18 protein-coding genes are annotated in these 19,108 nt (G+C 71.4%); 10 read left to right on the top strand and 8 right to left on the bottom strand.

Annotated features, from left to right (window positions below; genetic code table 11):
• Window positions 1-64: 64 nt before the first annotated feature.
• Window positions 65-1,222 (bottom strand): sigma factor-like helix-turn-helix DNA-binding protein, encoded by a 1,158-nt coding sequence (locus tag OHS70_RS14270; protein ID WP_328397392.1) that lies wholly within the window; start codon window positions 1,220-1,222, stop codon window positions 65-67.
• A gap of 116 nt (window positions 1,223-1,338) precedes the next feature.
• Here OHS70_RS14270 and OHS70_RS14265 point away from each other — a divergent pair, with 116 nt between their 5' ends.
• Window positions 1,339-3,057: a cell division protein PerM gene (locus OHS70_RS14265; RefSeq protein ID WP_328397390.1), complete on the top strand. Its 1,719-nt coding sequence runs from the start codon at window positions 1,339-1,341 to the stop codon at window positions 3,055-3,057.
• A gap of 284 nt (window positions 3,058-3,341) precedes the next feature.
• Here OHS70_RS14265 and OHS70_RS14260 read toward each other — a convergent pair whose 3' ends face one another.
• The gene (locus OHS70_RS14260) at window positions 3,342-4,082 is read right to left on the bottom strand and encodes a hypothetical protein (protein WP_328397388.1); all 741 of its coding nucleotides are present in this window, start codon (window positions 4,080-4,082) and stop codon (window positions 3,342-3,344) included.
• 221 nt (window positions 4,083-4,303) lie between these two features.
• Between OHS70_RS14260 and purN the strand changes: the two genes are divergently transcribed.
• Both purN and purH read left to right on the top strand, forming a co-directional pair.
• Entirely contained in the window at window positions 4,304-4,939 is a 636-nt protein-coding gene (gene purN / locus OHS70_RS14255) for a phosphoribosylglycinamide formyltransferase (RefSeq protein WP_328397386.1), read from the top strand.
• The gene (gene purH, locus OHS70_RS14250; RefSeq protein ID WP_328397384.1) at window positions 4,914-6,503 is read left to right on the top strand and encodes a bifunctional phosphoribosylaminoimidazolecarboxamide formyltransferase/IMP cyclohydrolase; all 1,590 of its coding nucleotides are present in this window, start codon (window positions 4,914-4,916) and stop codon (window positions 6,501-6,503) included. Before purN ends, purH begins: the two co-directional genes overlap by 26 nt.
• 67 nt (window positions 6,504-6,570) lie before the next feature.
• On the opposite strand, the gene OHS70_RS14245 is transcribed toward purH, so the two are convergent.
• The 6 genes from OHS70_RS14245 to OHS70_RS14220 form a co-directional block, all read right to left on the bottom strand.
• Window positions 6,571-7,050: a hypothetical protein gene (locus tag OHS70_RS14245; protein WP_328397382.1), complete on the bottom strand. Its 480-nt coding sequence runs from the start codon at window positions 7,048-7,050 to the stop codon at window positions 6,571-6,573.
• A 76-nt stretch (window positions 7,051-7,126) separates the two neighbouring features.
• Window positions 7,127-8,044: a hypothetical protein gene (locus OHS70_RS14240; protein WP_328397380.1), complete on the bottom strand. Its 918-nt coding sequence runs from the start codon at window positions 8,042-8,044 to the stop codon at window positions 7,127-7,129.
• Window positions 8,045-8,185: 141 nt separating this feature from the next.
• A complete protein-coding gene (locus OHS70_RS14235) occupies window positions 8,186-9,088 on the bottom strand; it encodes a peptidoglycan DD-metalloendopeptidase family protein (protein WP_328397378.1) in 903 nt (300 codons plus the stop codon).
• Between the two features lie 79 nt (window positions 9,089-9,167).
• A complete protein-coding gene (locus OHS70_RS14230; protein ID WP_328397376.1) occupies window positions 9,168-10,595 on the bottom strand; it encodes a serine/threonine protein kinase in 1,428 nt (475 codons plus the stop codon).
• The gene (locus OHS70_RS14225) at window positions 10,592-11,338 is read right to left on the bottom strand and encodes an FHA domain-containing protein (RefSeq protein ID WP_328397374.1); all 747 of its coding nucleotides are present in this window, start codon (window positions 11,336-11,338) and stop codon (window positions 10,592-10,594) included. Before OHS70_RS14225 ends, OHS70_RS14230 begins: the two co-directional genes overlap by 4 nt.
• Before the next feature lie 144 nt (window positions 11,339-11,482).
• Window positions 11,483-12,013 (bottom strand): hypothetical protein, encoded by a 531-nt coding sequence (locus OHS70_RS14220; protein ID WP_328397372.1) that lies wholly within the window; start codon window positions 12,011-12,013, stop codon window positions 11,483-11,485.
• Window positions 12,014-12,244: 231 nt separating this feature from the next.
• Between OHS70_RS14220 and OHS70_RS14215 the strand changes: the two genes are divergently transcribed.
• From OHS70_RS14215 to OHS70_RS14185, 7 genes are all read left to right on the top strand, one after another.
• The gene (locus tag OHS70_RS14215; RefSeq protein ID WP_328397370.1) at window positions 12,245-13,114 is read left to right on the top strand and encodes a bifunctional methylenetetrahydrofolate dehydrogenase/methenyltetrahydrofolate cyclohydrolase; all 870 of its coding nucleotides are present in this window, start codon (window positions 12,245-12,247) and stop codon (window positions 13,112-13,114) included.
• An 18-nt stretch (window positions 13,115-13,132) separates the two neighbouring features.
• Window positions 13,133-13,759: a DUF3017 domain-containing protein gene (locus OHS70_RS14210; protein WP_328397368.1), complete on the top strand. Its 627-nt coding sequence runs from the start codon at window positions 13,133-13,135 to the stop codon at window positions 13,757-13,759.
• 171 nt (window positions 13,760-13,930) lie between these two features.
• Window positions 13,931-15,169: an NADP-dependent isocitrate dehydrogenase gene (locus OHS70_RS14205; RefSeq protein ID WP_328397366.1), complete on the top strand. Its 1,239-nt coding sequence runs from the start codon at window positions 13,931-13,933 to the stop codon at window positions 15,167-15,169.
• Window positions 15,170-15,416: 247 nt separating this feature from the next.
• Window positions 15,417-16,442: a helix-turn-helix domain-containing protein gene (locus OHS70_RS14200; RefSeq protein WP_328397364.1), complete on the top strand. Its 1,026-nt coding sequence runs from the start codon at window positions 15,417-15,419 to the stop codon at window positions 16,440-16,442.
• A 189-nt stretch (window positions 16,443-16,631) separates the two neighbouring features.
• On the top strand, window positions 16,632-17,621 hold the full coding sequence (locus OHS70_RS14195) for a malate dehydrogenase (RefSeq protein ID WP_328397362.1): 990 nt from the start codon (window positions 16,632-16,634) through the stop codon (window positions 17,619-17,621).
• Between the two features lie 256 nt (window positions 17,622-17,877).
• Window positions 17,878-18,375 carry a hypothetical protein gene (locus tag OHS70_RS14190; RefSeq protein ID WP_328397360.1) on the top strand — a complete coding sequence of 166 codons (498 nt, stop codon included), beginning with the start codon at window positions 17,878-17,880 and terminating at the stop codon, window positions 18,373-18,375.
• A gap of 261 nt (window positions 18,376-18,636) precedes the next feature.
• Entirely contained in the window at window positions 18,637-19,086 is a 450-nt protein-coding gene (locus OHS70_RS14185) for a hypothetical protein (RefSeq protein ID WP_328397358.1), read from the top strand.
• Window positions 19,087-19,108 lie beyond the last annotated feature (22 nt).

Genomic DNA, 19,108 nt, shown 5'->3' with positions numbered 1-19,108 from the left:
CATCGCGGGTGGGCCCGCTCCCGGACGACCGGGGGCGGGCCCACCCGTTTGTGTGCGGCGACGGTCAGCGGAGCTGCGGGACCAGCCGGTTGGGGCCTTTCGCCGGCTCGGCGTTCAGTCTGTCGCGCAGCGTCCTGTCCTTCTTGCTGAGCAGCTGCGGGCCGGGATGCGGCGCGGGCACGCCCTCGACCCACTGACCCGGCGGGACGGGCCGCTCGTAGTGCCGGGGAGCGGTGATCAGCGTGATCGCCGTCGCGGCCACGATCAGTGAGGTCGCCGCGACCGCGACCCGCGTCCACACCACTGCCCGTCGCTCGCAGGTCGCCCGTACTGTGTCGGCGGGCGTCATGCGCGGCACGGGCACCGCACCGGCCAGCGCCCTGAGCTGCTGCTGGAGCAGTTCGGGGTCGCCGAGTTCGGGCAGTTGCCCGGCGACGGCGTCCCGCGCGTGCAGCAGCCGGTTCGCGGCGGCCGGGGTGCTCGCCTCGGTCTCGGCCGCCGTCTCCGGCAGGTCCAGGCCCAGCCCGTCGTAGAGCAGGAGTGTGCGGCGGTACGGCGGGGGCAGCTCCTGCAGCGCGTCGAGCAGCGCGGGCCGGTTCCCGGTCTCCTGCGGGCTGTCCGGATGCCGGTGGGCGCGGCGCATACGGTGCCAGGGAGACATGGCGTACTCGTAGGCGACGGCCCGGACCCAGCCCACCGGGTCCCGGTCGACGGCGACCTCGGGCCAGCGCTGCCATGCAAGATGGAAGGCGCGCTCGACCGACTCGCGGGAGAGCTCGGTGCGGCCGGTGAGCAGGTAGGTCTGGCGTACGAGGGCGGGTGCGGCGTGCGCGTACAGGGCGTCGAAGGCCTCGCCCGGGGTCGACGCCGGGGGCAGCGAGGGCAGGGGCGCCGGCGGACGGCGCGGCGCGGGCTGAGGCTTGGGGGGCAGTACACGCGGGCGTGCGGGCGAGCGCTGCCCGGGCCGGACGTCCGGCGGGGGAGCGGGATTCGGCGATGCCGCGGACAACTCCTCATCGATGGCGGCGAGGAGCTTCGCGTACAACTCGCGTCTGCGGCCCTGAGGGCTGGTGCGGCCGGTCTCCCAGGACCTGATCGTCGTCCGTGTCACGCCGATCGCGGCCGCGACCTGCTCCTCTTTCAGACCCTTCGCCTCGCGCAGGCGCCGCCGCTCCGTTGGGGGCGGCAGGGGGACCGGGGAGTCGGTGGTGCTCCGTGTCATGAAGGGCTCCCCGCGGCGCTGCACTCGGCGAAAAAGTACATAAACGTATATTGAGCGACACAACGGGTGATCGCTTGTTACGCGGCTCCAGCGCGTGTCGTTGGCAGCATGGCTGCGTGACCCAACTGACCGATCGAAGCCCGTCGATCACGCCGGACCCGGTCGTCGTCCAGGGAGGCCGGCCGGCCTTCGCCCTGGCCGCGGCCCTCGTACGCGGTGCGACCGCGGCCGGTCTGGGGCTCGGCGCGATCGCCGTTCTCGTCATGGCGATGTGGATCAGCTCGCCGTTCCCGGACCGCGGGCCGGGCAGTGCGCTGCATGTCGTCGCAGGGCTGTGGCTGCTGGCGCACGGCACCGAACTCGTCCGCTCGGACACCCTGTCCGGCACTCCGGCACCGATGGGGCTCGTACCGCTGCTGCTGGTCGCGCTGCCCGCGCTGCTCGCACACCGAGCCGCACGCGACGTGCTGGAGCCCCACGGGGGCCGGCCGAGCCCTTCGCCGACGGGCGCGGTGTGCGCCGTGACCGTGGGGTACGTGCTGGCGGCCGCGCCGGTGGCGCTCTACGCGGCAGGCGGCACGATCGGGCCGGATCCGTCCAGCGCCGCATTCCATGTGCCGCTGGTGGCCGGAGTGGCGGCGGCGTGCGGCGCATGGACGGCGTACGACAGGCCGCTCGGGCCGCTCCCGGACCGACGGCCGGAGCGGCTGCGGAGCCTGCTCGCCCGACCCGATGTGGCCGCCACCCTGCGGTCCGCCGCGGCGGGAGCGCTGGCGCAGCTGGCCGGCGGCGCACTGCTGGTCGCCGCGTCCCTGATGTGGCACGCGCAGGCGGCACAGGACTCGTTCCTGCAGCTCGCGGGGGACTGGCCGGGCCGTCTCGCACTGTTGCTGCTCGCCCTCGCGCTGGTGCCGAACGCGGCGGCCTGGGGCGCGGCGTACGGCCTCGGCCCCGGCTTCGCCCTCGGCACGGGAGCGACCGTGACGCCGCTCGCCCTTACCGGGACACCCGCGCTGCCGGCCTTCCCGCTGCTCGCCGCGGTCCCGGCCGCGGGACCCGGGACCCCGCTGCACTGGGCGGCGGTGGCGGTACCGGTGGCCGCGGGCGCCACGGTCGCACTGTTCACGCTGCGGACCGCGGCGCCACGGCTGGGGCCGCCCGAGACGGCCTGGGGCCTGCGGAACACCGCGCTGAGCGTGCTGCTCGCGGCGGTGGGGTGCGCGGCGTTGACGGCTGTCCTGACGGCCGCCGCGGGCGGCCCGCTCGGCGCGGGCCGGCTGGCGGCGTTCGGTCCGGTGTGGTGGCAGACGGGCCTCGCATCGCTGGCCTGGACGGCAGGCATCGGCGTACCGACGGCGCTGGGCGTGCGGGCGTGGCGGCTGCGCAGCCGTACGAAGGAAGCGGGCGAGTCGGAGACGCTGCCGACCACCTCGGCGCCCGGCGCGACGGACGAGGATACGGACGAGGACATCACCGACTCGTACGACGTGCTGCCGGCGTCCCCGTGGGCCTCGGGCTTCCCCTCGAGCCGGGACACGTCCCACCCGCAGCCGTCCGGCTCCGTTCCGGCGGACGGGGGCGGGGCGCAGCTTGCGGAATCGGATGCGCCCGAGGGCGCGGGCGGCCCACGGCCAGGCGCGGAGCCGTCCGGCTCGCAGAAGGCGGACGAGGGCGGCGCCCGGCTCGCGGCCTCGGACATGTCAGGGGCGGCAGATCCGCTCCCGTCCGGGCCGGGTACCGCCTCCGACGCGGCTGCGGATGTGCCTCGGCGGCCTGCGGCCGAACCGGGTGCGCAGGTGCCCGGGGCGGCCGACGAGGGCGGGCCGGACGCGTAGCCGGCCGGTGGCCGTGCCTCCGGCTCCGGCGCGGTCGAAGGGTCCACCCGGGTCTGGGGCTGTGTCCCTCCGGCCGGTATCGCCTCCGACGCGGCTGTGGATCTGCACCGGCGGCCTGTGGCCGAACCGGGCCCAGGCGCCCGGTGTGCGGCAGCCGGAGCGGTCGCGGGTCACCCGGGGCCGGCGTTGTGTTTCCCGGGCCGGTGGCCTCCTACGCGCAGGTGGCCGCTCACCAGGGGCCCGGCGTCGTGTCCCTCCGGTGCCAGGCCGCCCGCTGAGCGGTGCTACTCCTTGACGCCGATCACGCCGCGCAGCGGCTTCGGGAGCTGGTCGTTGCATGCCAGCTGGCCCGTCTTCGTCAGGGCGTCGTCCACGCATGTGTAGAAGTCGCGGTAGACCAGCTGTGCCGTGAAAGACGCGGCCACGATCATCAGCGCGATGCCCGCCATCACCAGGCCGCTCACCGCCGCCGTGATCTGCGGTCTGTTCGGCGAGGCCGGGGCTCCGGGAGCCGGTGCAGGGGACATCACCGCGTCCGCCGCCCGACGCTGCGGCTTCGCGCGCAGCGAGCTGATGCTCCAGTACACCGCCAGCGAGCCCAGCAGCAGCGCGATCTCCGGGAAGTCGAAGAGCGCGAAGAAGAACGCCCACATGCCCGACAGCAGCGCATAGCGCGCCCTGCGCTGGGCCGGGTCCGTCGGGTCCCAGCGCATACCGGGACCGGGACCGCCGCCCTCGGGGTCGCGTCGGCCGTCCTGCTGGCCGCCGGGGCGGCCGCCGAAGCCACCGCCCGACGAGCGGCCCGGCTGGCGGCTGCTCCACTGGCCGCCCCGGCCCGACCGGTCACCGTCGGAGGACGACGAGTCGGGGGAGTCGGACGTCGAGGGCTCGTCGTTCGCAGGGCGCCGCGGCTGCCAGGGCTGGTCGGGCCTGCCCTCCGGCGGCGGCGCGAAGGGGTTGTTGTCGTCCGTGGACTGGCGCTCCCGCGGCAACAGGAGGTCCGTACGGCGGCGGCGGTCCAGCATCTGGTGAACGTCTTCCCCTCGTCATGCCCGTCGTCCGGCCCGTCCGGTGCGGGCCTGCCCACAGACGCTACCTCCCGGCCACGCCCCCGTCCCGTGGGGGCCGACCTGTGTGCCGGTATCGTTGCTGACGGTCGTCTCGTTCGTAGAGTTCCCCGTATCCGGGGACGCGATTCTTTTGTACGACCACACAAAGTCGCAGCGCAACACGGAAAGAGTCCCCTGTGGCCGCCCGTCCCGCCCGCCTCGTCGTCCTGGTCTCCGGGTCCGGTACGAACCTGCAAGCCCTCCTCGACGCCATCGCCGCCGGCAAGGACGCGTACGGCGCCGAGATCGTCGCCGTCGGCGCCGACCGGTCCGCCGTCGCGGGTCTGGAGCGCGCCGAGCGGGCCGGCCTTCCCACGTTCGTGTGCAGCGTGAAGGACTACGCCACCCGCGAGGAATGGGACGCGGCCCTCGCCGAGGCCACCGCCGCGTACGAGCCGGACCTCGTCGTCTCGGCCGGCTTCATGAAGATCGTGGGCAAGGAGTTCCTCGCCCGGTTCGGCGGGCGGTTCGTCAACACGCATCCCGCCCTGCTGCCCAGCTTTCCCGGTGCCCACGGAGTGCGCGACGCGCTCGCGTACGGCGCGAAGGTCACCGGATGCACCGTCCACTTCGTCGACGACGGCGTCGACACCGGCCCGATCATCGCGCAGGGCGTGGTCGAGGTGCGGGAGACGGACGATGAAGCCGCTCTCCATGAGCGCATCAAGGAAGTCGAGCGACAGCTGCTCGTCGACGTCGTGGGGCGCCTGGCCCGTAACGGCTACAGCATTGAGGGACGAAAGGTTCATGTCGGTGAACACGGACACCGTTAAGCCCATCCGCCGCGCGCTGGTCAGCGTCTACGACAAGACGGGGCTGGAGGAGCTGGCCCGCGGGCTGCACGAGGCGGGCGTCGAGCTCGTGTCGACCGGCTCGACCGCCACGAAGATCGCCGCCGCGGGGGTTCCGGTCACCAAGGTCGAGGAGCTGACCGGCTTCCCCGAGTGCCTGGACGGCCGGGTCAAGACGCTGCACCCGCGGGTGCACGCCGGCATCCTCGCCGACCTACGGCTCGAGGACCACCAGCGGCAGCTCGCCGAGCTGGGCGTGGAGCCGTTCCAGCTCGTCGTGGTGAACCTGTACCCGTTCAAGGAGACCGTCGCCTCCGGCGCCTCCCCCGACGAGTGCGTCGAGCAGATCGACATCGGCGGCCCGTCCATGGTCCGCGCCGCCGCCAAGAACCACCCTTCGGTCGCGGTCGTCACCAGCCCGGCCCGCTACGGCGACGTGCTCGCCGCGGCCAAGGCCGGCGGCTTCGACCTCGCCGCCCGCAAGCGCCTGGCGGCCGAGGCCTTCCAGCACACCGCCGCGTACGACGTCGCGGTCGCCTCCTGGTTCGCGTCCTCCTACGCCCCGGCCGACGAGTCGGGCTTCCCCGACTTCCTGGGCGCCACCTGGCAGCGCGAGAACGTGCTGCGCTACGGCGAGAACCCGCACCAGCCCGCGGCGCTCTACACCTCCACGGCATCCAGGAGCGGCTCCGCCGCGGGCGGCGGCCTCGCGCAGGCCGAGCAGCTGCACGGCAAGGAGATGTCCTACAACAACTACACGGACACCGACGCCGCGCGCCGGGCCGCGTACGACCACACCGAGCCGTGTGTCGCGATCATCAAGCACGCCAACCCGTGCGGCATCGCGATCGGCGCGGATGTCGCCGAGGCGCACCGCAAGGCGCACGCCTGCGACCCGCTGTCCGCCTTCGGCGGTGTGATCGCCGTCAACCGCCCGGTCTCCAAGGAGATGGCGGAGCAGGTCGCCGAGATCTTCACCGAGGTGATCGTCGCGCCCGGCTACGAGGACGGCGCGGTCGAGATCCTCGCCCGCAAGAAGAACATCCGCGTGCTGCGCGCCGAGGGCGCCCCCGCTGCCGAGGTCGAGCTCAAGCCGATCGACGGCGGCGCGCTGCTCCAGGTCGCCGACCGCCTCCAGGCGGACGGCGACGACCCGGCCAACTGGACGCTGGCCACCGGCGAAGCACTGAACGCGGCCGAGCTGGCCGAGCTGTCCTTCGCCTGGAGGGCCTGTCGCGCGGTGAAGTCGAACGCGATCCTGCTCGCCAAGGACGGCGCCTCGGTCGGCGTCGGTATGGGCCAGGTCAACCGTGTCGACTCCGCGAAGCTCGCGGTCGAGCGCGCGGGCGAGGAGCGGGCCCGGGGCTCGTACGCCGCGTCCGACGCGTTCTTCCCCTTCCCGGACGGCCTGGAGATCCTGACCGCGGCGGGCGTCAAGGCCGTGGTGCAGCCGGGCGGTTCGGTCCGCGACGAGCAGGTCGTCGAGGCCGCGCAGAAGGCGGGCGTGACGATGTACTTCACGGGTACGCGGCACTTCTTCCACTGATGAACGACGCGTGACGTGTGCGGCCCGCCGGTACGGAACCGGCGGGCCGTACGCGTTCGGTGCGGGATCAGGTGAGCCAGCTGCCCGCCCCGCAGGCGGAGGCCGTCACCCACTTGTGTGAGCCGATACGGTCGTTCACGACGCCGCCGCCGTTGGTGAAGTAGTTGTCGGTCAGGTTGTCCGCGTACAGCTCGTACGGGGACAGGCACACGTACCCGAACTGATGCAGGTGCTTTGCCGTCAGGTAGAAGGCGACGACGTCCAGGCCGCCGGTGTAGCCGCTGTTCATGACGGATGACGCCTCGTTGTAGTCGCTGCCCTGGAACGCCCCGGCGCCGTCGCTCCAGTCGGCGTCGTCGCCCGCGTCCACGCCGAGGAGGTAGCCCCGGCAGTCGTTGTGCTGCCACGCCCGGACGTTCCCGTCACGGCCGGGCCACGCCTGGTCGCAGCCCTCCGCCTGGGCGGCTGCCTGGGCGGACGTGGCAGGGGCGATGGCGCCGAGTGCCGCCAGACCGAGAACCGCGACAGCTGTGCCCAACTTACGCATGATTCACTCCTGTTTGTCTGCCTCGTCGGAGGCGTTCTGATCCGCGGCAGGTGGCCGTGGAGATTCGTGGGGAGGGTCAGGCCCGGGGCCCGACGATTCCGATGGCGCGGGTGAGCGCCTCCCGCTGCAGCCGGGCGTGCGTGTCGAGGGCCTCGCCGTATCGGCCGCGCAGCTTGTTCACGTAGTGGGTCTCGCGTTCCGTGCCGATGGACCGAAGTCGGGTTTCGCCGGCGCAGGTGGCGTCGGCGACCGCGAGCTTCCGCTCGGTTTCGAACGCCTCGGCAGGACCGGTCTCCTGTGCCTGCTGCAGAGCCGCCTGGCGGGCCGCGCCGGGATCCTTGTAGGGGTGACCGGCCCGCTCCATGCACCGGGCCCAGGCGGCCAGAGCCGCGGAGAACGTCCTGTCGGCCATCAGCTGGGGGACGTAGACCGGCTGGAGGCTCCCGGCCGTCTTCTCGGCGCGGAACCATGTCTCCGGGTCCCCGTACAAGTGCCTCTCGGCTTCGGCGACGCAGCCGCCCACCCGCTTGCGGACGGTCCCGCCGCCGGGAAGCTCGGCCGAGATCACCGGTGCGTGCACCCCCTCGTCCAGAGCCTCGTCGTACGCCTTCCGCCGCTCCCCGGGCAGGCTTTGCCGGTAAGCCGCATTGGGGTTCGCCCGCCGTGCGCGCTCCTGCTCGGCCCGGATCCGGCTGCCGTAGCCGTGCTTGCGGGCCCACGCCACGTCGTCCGACACATAGCCCTGTGTCCGGCTCGCCTCCAGGCTCAGCCGCTCGGCCTCCCAGTACCTGAAGCCCTTCCGGGACATGCATTCCTTGATCAGCCGCTGCTGGGCGTCGGAGATCCTCCACTGCTCGGCGTCGCTGAGCGGCGCGAGCCCGGCGCCGGCGCCGGCCCCGGCCGCGCGCGGCTCGGCGTCCTGTGTGCTGCCGCAGCCGGTCACGGTGACCGCCACCGCCGTCGCGGTGACCAGAGCAGCGATGGTGCGTCGCACGAGCGTCCCCCTCGGTCGTGTGCCGTCCCCCGTGGCGGCACATGACCACCATCAGGGGAGGCGGCCCTCGGCGGTACCTCGTACCTCTGAGGGCCGCCCCGGCCGCCGCCCGCCCAGGCGCGGCCGCCCCAGGTCACCCGGTCAGCATTCGCCCCGCCAGGTGACCGAGGCGACCGTTCTGCCGCCGGCGGGGAAGTTCCCGCGCCCCTCCTCCCGGCCGAAGTGCAGGCACTGCCCGCCGCCTTCACCGAAGCCGACCTGGACGTGGTCGTAACCGGGCTGCTCCGTCCCGTTGTTGAAGTACGACCTGCGCAGCCCGCAGCCGATGGCCGGCTCGTCGCGGTCCGTGCGGCAGACCGTGCCCGTCCCGTCCGGACCGGAGTAGAAGCAGACGAACCCGGACGGGCAGTCCTGCCAGCCATCGGGTGGTGTGCCGCCCCCGGCGCAGTTGTTGCTCGTCACGCTCGGCCACTCCCGGGCCGCGCCGGAGTACTCGGTCCCGTCGAACCGGACCGGAACCCGGTGGGTCTCGTCGGTGAAGTCGCCGCCGGCCGCCGAATACCGCTGCTCGTAGTGCAGATGCGACCAGGTGGAGTTGCCCGTCGTGCCGATGCGGCCGATCTGCGTGGAGGCGGTGACGGCGTCCCCCTTCCTGACGTAGGCGTCGGGCGCGTCCTTGAGGTGGTAGTACGCCGTGAACCAGCCGTTGCCGTGGTTGATCTGGATGGTGTTTCCGGAGCCTGCGTGGTTGTACGTGGCGGACACCGTGCCGGTCGCGGAGGACAGCACGGGCTTCGCGTCCGAGCCGGTGTTGCCCTCCACCACCAGGTCCAGAGCGGGGTTGTGTCCCCAGGTGTTCAGCTGCCACTTCGTCCCGCACGGGAACGGCATCTGGAACAGCGGCCGTTCGGCGGCCTGCGCCGTGGTGCCTGCCGCCGCGTCGGCGGAGGCGGCAGAGTGGACCGTTGCCCCCAGCGCCAGCGCCGTCGCACAGGCGACCACGACCGCTCGCACACGCCGCCCGAGGCGCTCGGATCGTTTCACATACCGCAGCATCGATTCCCTTTCCGGGGTGCCGAGGCCGGGCTCCGTGCCCGGCCGATGTCGGTTTGCCCCACGATGCCTACGGGGTGGCGTCCACGGTTACTCGCATCTGCGAGGGTGCCGGCGCATCGCAGCTCTCGACCCATCGGTGCGACTTCGGGCTCACTGCCCCGGTGAGGTTCGTCTTCATCCGGATCGTGATGCAACCCAGGCGCTCCTTCCAGCCGGTGCGCGCGAAGTACACGACATCGACGAGGTGCGCACCCATGTCGTTGTCGTGCCCGTTGTTGAAGACGGACTTCGGTTGCCTGGCACGTGTCCACGCGCAGCCGAGCGTCCCTGTCAGCCAGTCGTCGTCACCGTCCACCCAGCTGCACATCTCGCCCTTTCCGTCACTCTCGGCGAAGAAGCACACGGTGCCGGCGGCACACCGGTCGTACGCCTCGGGCCCGCCGGCGCCGGCGAGCCGGTCGACACCGAAGCCGAGGGCCGTCAGCGCAGCCACCGCCGCCGTGGCGGCGGCGAGTGGACGGCGCAGCGACTGCGGTGTGCGGCGCCGGCGCAGCGAGGTGCGCAGCCGCGGTCTTCGGGCCGCCGCTGTGCCCGCTGCCGCCGCCTCGACCCGGCGCAGCAGTGAGGTCGCGTCGTGCGCCGCGCGTTCGGCGTGCGTACGAGCCAGGCAGTCGGCAACGATGTCATGCCACGAACCTGGGAGTTCGGGCGACAGGCGCAGCTCGTCCGCGCCACGGGCATAGCGAACTGCCGCATCCCGGCGAGCGGTCGGCGTGCCGCCGGGAAGGGGCATCGTGCCCGTGAGTACGACATGGGCAAGCACCCCGAACGCCCAGATGTCCGCGCTCGGACGGATTCGCATACCGCGCTCGCCGATCTCGGACCAGAGCAGCTCGGGCGGGGTGTAGTCGGGCGTCGAGAAGGCGGGGCAGTAGGCGTGGGTGCCCTCCAGTTCCGCCGCCATGTTGAAGTCGCCGAGCCGGGCCGTGCCGTCGGGCATCAGCAGGACGTTCGCGGGCTTGAGGTCGCCGTGGATCCAGCCCGCCCCGTGCAGTTGGGACAGCCCCTCGCACACCTGTACGAGCAGCGGCGGCCCCCACTGCGGTCCGGGCCCGTCTGCCAGCAGCGCGTCGAGCGACCCTTCCGCCTCCTCCAGTACGAGGACGGTGGCGCCGTCCAGTTCCGGCCGCATGGGGTCGTCCACCGTCAGCGTCTCGTACATCCGGATCAGCCGCGGGGAGCGCAGTCTGCGCAGCAGGGCGACCTCGCGCTCGGCCAGCTCCTCCAGGTGGCGCAGCTGGCGCGGGGTCCGCGTTCCGGTCGGCAGGAACTTCAGCGCGGCCCGTTCCACCAGCCCGGGTGCCGCGGCGGTGCGCCGGGCGGCGTACACGCTCCCGAAGGCACCGGCCCCCAGGGGCTCGCCCACGGTCCAGGGGCCGACCCGGTAGCCCTTCGGCACCGGGACCGTGTAGGGGCTCTGCGTCGGCCCGGTCATCGCGTCTCACCGCTTCCGGCGCCGAGGGCGAGCAGATCGGACTCGCGTACGAGGTCGAACCGGAGCGCCAGGGAGACGAGCGACTCCTTCTTGCCGTTCAGACGCGGTCCGGGATCGGCCGTGTCAGGACCGGGCTTGAGGCGCAGCTTCACTGCCAGGTAGTCGATGTTCCACTGCACGGCGGCACGATTGGCCCCCGGCCACAGCGGCCGCAGCCGTTCGGCGGTCTGCTCGACGGTGGGCAGCGGAGCATGCGGCGCGCCGCGCAGCCGGGGCTCGCACAACGCCGTCAGCACCAGGAAATAGCGCTTGGAGCGGTCGAGCGCAAAGGCGGTCGCGGTCGGCTCGCCGCCCGGTGAGGGCCGGGTCTCGTCGGCGTATTCGTGGCGTGGCGCCCAGACGTCGAAGCCGAGCAGCTCCCCGCCCGCCGGCAGGACGACCCGGCTGAACTCGAACGGAATGGGTGCGCCGAGCCGGCCGGGTGCGATCTTGATGTGTTCCCCGGCGCCTTCGGGATTCTCCACGACGTAGGTCCGGTCGCTGCTGAGGTTGCTGAGCGTCCAGTGCGTCCCGGAGGCGCTCAGGGTGCCCGCCCGTCGCGACACCCCGTGGTGCGGCAGCGTGAGATGGCGGCCCCCGCCGGGTGGTGCGATACGGCCGAAGGGGAGAGTTTCCCCCGGTGCCAGGCGTAACTGGTCGGTGGAGTCCGCTGCGTGCGCGGGCACCACGATGATGCTGTACATCGTGCGATTCCTTCCCCGAGGTCTTTCGGGATCAGCGTAGGAACCGCTGCTGAACGTCCGCAGAACAATCGCGTTTAACGGCCGAAGGCCGTGACACCTGCCGGGGCGGCGGGTGTCACGGCCTTCGTGCGGAGCCGGAAGCGGTCAGGCGCGCTGGCGCTGGAACCAGGCGGCGCCGTCGGACTTGGCGACGAACACCACGATCAGGATCGCGAGCACCAGGTGCACCAGGCTCAGCGGGAACCACGGGTACAGGCTGAAGACGATCGTCAGCGAGGAGAAGACGATGATGCCGATACGGGCACCGTTGCCGCCCTTGCCGCACTGGATCGCGGCCCAGATCGAGCCGACGAGGAAGACCACGGCGAGCCCGATCAGCGCGTACAGCACACCGGACGAGAACTTGGTGATGGCGTCGAAGCCCTCTTCGCCCTTGAGCGTCGGGTCGTCCTTGATCTTCTCGACGGCGGCGACGCCGAGTCCGAGGAGGGCCAGACCGATGACCTGCAGACCGCTGATGACCCAGAGCATCACGCGGGCCGCCTTGACGCCGCCCGGCATCTCGGTCGGGCCGACCGGGTAGCCGCCGCCGTACGGAGGGGCCTGGGGGTAGCCGTAACCGGGCTGCTGGCCCTGCTGCTGGCCGTAAGGGTTGTTCGGGTCGCCGAAGCTCATGGCGGGATTCCTCCGTTGGAAATGCGGGGACGACGCGGTCCGAGCGGAGGAACTGCACGACACTCTTGATTTTGCCCCCCGGCACTGCCCGCGGCACTGCGCGGATCATCGTCGTATTGTTGTCGCTTTTTTGTCCAGTCGGTATCCGAAGGTGTTGTGCAAGTGCAACCTCGGCGCTGCGCAGATGGACAGGATTGGAACCGGGACGGGTCCATCCGCGAGGATGGGAACATGACTGCCCAGATTCTCGACGGCAAGGCCACCGCAGCCGCGATCAAGTCCGATCTGACCGCCCGCGTGGCGGCCCTCAAGGAGCGGGGTGTCACCCCAGGCCTCGGCACCCTTCTCGTCGGTGACGACCCGGGAAGCCGGTGGTACGTCGCGGGCAAGCACCGTGACTGCGCCGAGGTCGGCATCGCCTCGATCCAGCGCGAGCTGCCCGCGACCGCCACGCAGGAGGAGATCGAGGCGGTCGTACGGGAGCTCAACGACGACCCCGAGTGCACCGGATACATCGTCCAACTCCCGCTTCCCAAGGGCATCGACGCAAACCGTGTGCTCGAGCTCATGGACCCGGCGAAGGACGCCGACGGTCTGCACCCGATGAGCCTCGGCCGGCTGGTGCTCGGCATCGCCGGGCCGCTGCCCTGTACCCCGTACGGCATCATCCAGCTGCTGCGCCACCACGGCGTGGAGATCAACGGCGCGAACGTGGTGGTCGTCGGCCGCGGTGTGACCATCGGGCGGCCGATGCCGCTGGTGCTGACCCGTAAGTCCGAGAACGCGACCGTGACCCAGTGCCACACGGGTACGCGCGATCTGTCCGCGCACCTCAGGCAGGCCGACATCGTCGTCGCCGCGGCCGGGGTGCCGCACCTGATCAAGCCCGAGGACATCAAGCCGGGCGCGGCCGTGCTCGACGTCGGCGTCAGCCGGGACGAGAACGGCAAGATCGTCGGGGACGTCCACCCGGGTGTGACCGAGGTGGCCGGCTGGGTCGCCCCCAACCCGGGCGGTGTCGGCCCGATGACCCGTGCCCAGCTGCTGGTGAACGTCGTCGAGGCGGCCGAGCGAGCCGTGTCCTCCGCCACCACGGGCTGACCGGGAGAGGCTGAACCGATGGGCGTGCGCACGAACGGCGGGGCAGGACCTGAGGCGGCCGGGGCGGCCGAACCGGAGGCGACCGGTGCCGCCGAGGCCGCCGCGGGTCTTGAGCCGGAGGCCGTCGCGCCGGAAGGTCCTGCCGCCTCGACGGGGTCCGAGGGCAGCGAGGCCGGGACCGGGCCGGAGGCCGCGTCCGGCGACAGCGCCCCCGTTCCGGGCCCGGACGCCCCCGGCTCCGCCAAGAAGGCGTCACGGCGCCCGCCAGCCGTGACCCGTGACACCGCGCGGCCCGAGGGCGGCGGCAGGGCCGCCCCCGGCGACGCACCGGCGCCCGCGCGGCAGTGGCCGCTGCTCACCGTGCTCGTGCTGACCGGGCTCGGCCTGCTGATCGTCGGCATGGACGCCTTCGCGGACGCATTCCGGGTGGGCACGATCCTGATCGGCGTGGCCTTGATCACCGGAGCCGTACTGCGCCGCGTGCTGCCCTCGGTCGGCATGCTCGCGGTGCGTTCCCGCTTCACGGACATGATCACGTACGGCCTGCTGGGCACGGTGATCGTGCTGCTCGCCCTGGTGACCCAGCCCGCGCCGTGGCTGGACGTGCCGTTCCTCGAGGACGTCGTCCACTTCACCGTGCGGTAGAGCCTGATCCGAACGACGGGCCCTGGCCGCGCCTGAACGGGCTGGTTGGCCCTCCGGCGTCTCGACCGTGAGTATCTTGATGGCGAGATACGGCGAAATATCCCGATGAGTCCGAGATTGCCGGCATCGCCGACCCAGCCGTGGCGCGAGCGCGAGAGGGATGTTCCACTCATGGCCAAGATCAAGGTAGCCAACCCCGTCGTCGAGCTCGACGGCGACGAGATGACCCGCATCATCTGGCAGTTCATCAAGGACAGGTTGATCCTGCCGTACCTCGACGTCGAGCTGAAGTACTTCGATCTGGGCATCGAGCACAGGGATGCCACCAGCGACCAGGTGACCGTCGACGCCGCCAACGCCATCAAGCAGTACGGCGTCGGCGTCAAATGCGCCACGATCACGCCGGACGAGGCGCGGGTCGAGGAGTTCAAGCTCAAGGCGATGTACCGCTCGCCCAACGGCACGATCCGCAACATCCTCGGTGGCGTGATCTTCCGCGAGCCGATCATCATGGACAACGTGCCACGGCTCGTGCCCGGCTGGACCAGGCCGATCGTCGTCGGCCGTCACGCCTTCGGTGACCAGTACCGGGCCACCGACCTCAAGATCCCCGGCCCGGGCACCCTGACCATGACCTTCACCCCGAAGGACGGGTCCGAGCCGATCGAGGTCGAGGTCCACGAGTTTCCCGGCCCCGGTGTCGCACTCGGCATGTACAACCACGACGCGTCGATCCGGGACTTCGCGCGGGCCTCGTTCCGCTACGGCCTGGCCCGTGATTTCCCCGTCTATCTCTCGACCAAGAACACGATCCTGAAAAAGTACGACGGACGCTTCAAGGACCTCTTCCAGGAGGTCTACGACGCCGAGTTCAAGGCGGAGTTCGACAGGGCCGGTCTGACCTACGAGCACCGCCTGATCGACGACATGGTGGCGGCGGCGCTCAAGTGGGAGGGCGGCTACGTCTGGGCCTGCAAGAACTACGACGGCGACGTCCAGTCGGACGTCGTCGCGCAGGGCTTCGGCTCGCTCGGCCTGATGACCTCGGTCCTGATGTCCCCCGACGGCAGGACGGTGGAGGCCGAGGCCGCGCACGGCACGGTCACCCGCCACTACCGGCAGCACCAGCAGGGCAGAGCGACCTCGACCAACCCGATCGCCTCGATCTTCGCCTGGACCCGGGGCCTCGCCCACCGCGGCAAGCTGGACGGAACCCCGGAGGTGACCCGTTTCGCCGAGACGCTGGAGCAGGTCTGCGTCGAGACCGTCGAGGCGGGCCGGATGACCAAGGACCTGGCGGTGCTGATCTCCAAGGACCAGCCGTGGCTGACCACGGAGCAGTTCCTGGAGGTGCTCGACGCCAACCTGCGGAAGAGGATGGCCAGGGACTTGGCCTCCGCCTTCGCCTGACCGCCGGGTACGCCCCGACGACGGCGCCCATCCTCTCCCCCGAGTCAGGACGGGCGCCGTCGTGATTCAAGGGTCATGGACGCGCCAAGCCCGTTCAAGGTCCGACTGTGGCCTGTGGCACGGAAGTGACCGTTCCGCCACGGTGTGATCGTTGGGCAACGGATGCGAGACTGGTCCCGCATCCGGGACGCGTGCGAGCACCGGGGGGTATATAAAGCACCATCGGGGGACAAGGGGGAAGCGCGAAATGCCTCGTTGGAAGGAATTGCCTGCTGGACTGGATCCGGAGGTCCGCGAGTTCACAGGTCAGCTGCGTGGGGTCGTCGACCGCAGTGGACTGAGCATCGCCGCGATCTCCGACCGCACCGGCTTCAGCAAGACGTCCTGGGAGCGGTATCTCAACGGACGGCTGCTCGCGCCCAAGCGCGCGATCGTCGCGCTCGCCGAGGTCACGGGCATCGACACCGGCCACATCACCACCATGTGGGAGCTCGCGGAGCGCGCCTGGAGCCGCTCCGAGATGCGCCACGACATGACGATGGAAGCGATACGAATATCCCAGGCGCGCGCCGCCCTCGGTGAGTTCGGGCCCGGCGCAGAGGGCGCTGCGGCGTCCGGTTCCCGCGCCTCCCGCTCCGGTGCGGCCGGTGAGCGCGGCGGCCGGGCGGCGTTCGTGCCGCCACAGGGCGGGGCCCCTGGACATCAGGCCACGCCGACCGCGTCCGGCGGCCGGGGCGCGGCCTCCGCCCGCCGGGGCGGCAAGGGGCAGGGAAAGAGCAAGGGCTTCATGTTCGCGGCCGCTCTCGTCGGCGCGCTGCTGGTCGTTGCCGGGGCCGTGTACGTGGCCGATCTCGGCGGAGGCGGGGACGAGCCCGGCCGGCAGGCCGTCGAGTCCCCGACGCCCACCCCCGTCACCAGCGGCCCGGAGCTGCCGGCCGGGGTGAAGTGCAGCGGTGCGGACTGTGCGGGCGAGGATCCGGAACTGATGGGCTGCGGCGGCGAGTTGGCGAAGACCGTCGCCACCGCGACGGTCGGCAAGGCCGTTGTCGAGGTCCGTTACAGCAAGACGTGCGGGGCGGCCTGGGCCCGTATCACCAAGGCCGCCGTCGGCGACACGGTCCAGATCACCGTGGCAGGCAAGGGCGAGCAGAACGGGCTGGTGAACGCGGACCTGGACGCGTACACGCCGATGGCGGCAGCACCTGACCCCGCCGACGCCAAGGCATGCGCCACGCTCAAGGCGGGCACGACAGGCTGTACGACGGGGCAGTGACGCGGGCAGGCGCGCCTGCCGGTGGTGCCTGTGGGTGAGCCGCGCCACAAGGGGGCGGGGATTGCCGGGTGCCCGGGTCGGATAGCCTGACGGCTGGAATTCTCTTCACGTCAAGATTCACGCACGTGGACGAGACGTCCCGCACGAGGGGCAGTGTTGCCCACCGCCAGCTGTCTTACGGAGATCGCCATGACCCGCACTCCCGTCAACGTCACCGTGACCGGCGCGGCCGGCCAGATCGGCTACGCGCTGCTCTTCCGCATCGCCTCCGGCCACCTGCTCGGCGCGGATGTGCCGGTCAAGCTGCGCCTGCTCGAGATCCCGCAGGGCCTCAAGGCCGCCGAGGGCACCGCCATGGAGCTCGAGGACTGCGCCTTCCCGCTGCTGCGGGGCATCGACATCACCGACGACCCGAACGTCGGCTTCGCCGGCGCCAACGTGGCGCTCCTGGTCGGCGCCCGCCCCCGTACCAAGGGCATGGAGCGCGGCGACCTGCTCTCCGCGAACGGTGGCATCTTCAAGCCGCAGGGCAAGGCCATCAACGACAACGCCGCGGACGACATCAAGGTGCTCGTCGTCGGCAACCCGGCCAACACCAACGCGCTCATCGCGCAGGCCGCGGCCCCGGACGTACCGGCCGAGCGCTTCACCGCGATGACCCGCCTCGACCACAACCGCGCGATCTCGCAGCTGGCCGCCAGGACCGGCGCCGCCGTCTCCGACATCCAGCGCCTGACGATCTGGGGCAACCACTCGGCGACCCAGTACCCGGACATCTTCCACGCGACGGTGGCCGGCAAGAACGCCGCCGAGGTCGTGAACGACGAGAAGTGGCTGGCCGAGGAGTTCATCCCGACCGTCGCCAAGCGCGGTGCCGCGATCATCGAGGCCCGTGGTGCGTCCTCGGCCGCCTCGGCCGCGAACGCAGCGATCGACCACGTCCACACCTGGGTCAACGGCACGGCCGAGGGCGACTGGACCTCCATGGGTATCCCGTCGGACGGCTCCTACGGCGTCCCCGAGGGCCTGATCTCGTCCTTCCCGGTCACCTGCAAGGACGGCAAGTACGAGATCGTCCAGGGCCTGGACATCAACGAGTTCTCGCGCACGCGCATCGACGCGTCGGTCGCGGAGCTCGAGGAGGAGCGCGCGGCGGTCCGCGAGCTCGGCCTCATCTGAGCCTCCCCGGACCGAGTCCGGAACGCCCCGGCAGCACCCGCTGCCGGGGCGTTCCCGTTCGGGTCTCCTGGAGCGGTACGGTCCCGACCGGAGCGGCGAGCGTCGGCAGTTCGGGCGGGAGCCAGTTGCCGAGGTGCCAGGAGAGCAGGCGGGGCCGGAGCTCGGGCCGAGCAACTCGAGCAGGTGCGCCGGGCGTTGGCGTACCGCCTCGGAGAGCTGGGCACAGTCGGACGTTCGATGGCGCAGGATGGCCCGCATGATTCCGATCTCTGCGGATCCCGGCGCGGTTCAACTGGCGACCGACACGGGCCAGAGCTCCCTCGCCGCACCGGCGATCATTCTCTGCGGCATGCTGATGCTGATCACCCTGTGCGCGTATCTGCTCCCGGCATTCGTCCGTCGCGGCAGCCTCAGAGCCCCGACACTCGCCGCGACGCTGAGGGATGCGGCGATCGTGTGCGCGACGTCGGCGCTTGCGGTTCATGTGTACGGCCTGATGTGTTACGTCCGCCTGGAGAACGAGTTCCACACATGCGGGCCGTTGCGGCCCGCGGCGCCTGCGGACTTTCTGGGGATGGACGAGAGCCTGTTCCCCGTCAGCTCGGTCTGCCGCTGGTCGGACGGGTACACGCACGACTTCGTGCCGGCCTTCGTGAACCCGGCGATCGCCGCACTGCTGGCCCTCGCGGTGATCGCGGCCGGTGCCGCCCTCGGACATGCCGGGGCCGGAAGGGACCTGGCCCGGCGGGGGTGATGCCGAGGGAGGTCACCCGTGCGGCAGGCCCGACCGCTCGTAGCCGCGGATCCGGTCCAGCACGGCGACGGGCCGCGGTGTGGGCAGGGGGTCGGACGGATGCGTCCGCACATGCAACGTGGATCGCAGTCGCTACCGTTCCCGCTCCGTACGGTCGACCGGAGGCGTGACCCAACTCCGTTTCCGTTCAACGGACTTCCCCTTCGCGAACCTCGTTACGTAGGGTTGCTGCAAAGCGATCACCACGTATGAGGAGAGCGCATGGCCTGGGACGAGTGGGAGCAGATCAAAGCGGATGTGGCCTCGCGGCCATCCACCGGGACGAGACTCAACCAGCTCGACGGGGGCGGTGGCTCAGGAGGCGGTCCAGCGCTGTTCGGTCCGGACCTGGCCTCGACCCCGGCGCAGAAGAAGGCCGCGGCCGGCTCCATCGAGAAGCACCTGGAGCCGGGCACCGGCAAGGCCGGCAACGTGGCCGAGGACAGCACCGGCGCGGCGGTCAGGGAGTTCGGCCCCAAGGACGGTCATGGCTGGGACACCGCAGGCGCGTTGAAGAAGGCGCATCAGGCGTGGGAGAAGCAGGTCAAGGTGCTGATGGATCGTCTGACGTCGGAGAAGTTCGCTCTGCGTCGGACCAACTCCGTACTCGTGAACAACGACATCGGCATCGCCTCGCAACCGGGCCTCGTGCCCAGGGGCATACAGAACTGACCGCTGATCGACTGCTCATGGG

The organism is Streptomyces sp. NBC_00390 (genome assembly GCF_036057275.1).
Taxonomy (GTDB): Bacteria; Actinomycetota; Actinomycetes; order Streptomycetales; family Streptomycetaceae; genus Streptomyces.
The sequence above is the reverse complement of the archived record's forward strand: the minus strand, read 5'-3'. Positions and strand labels throughout refer to the sequence as shown.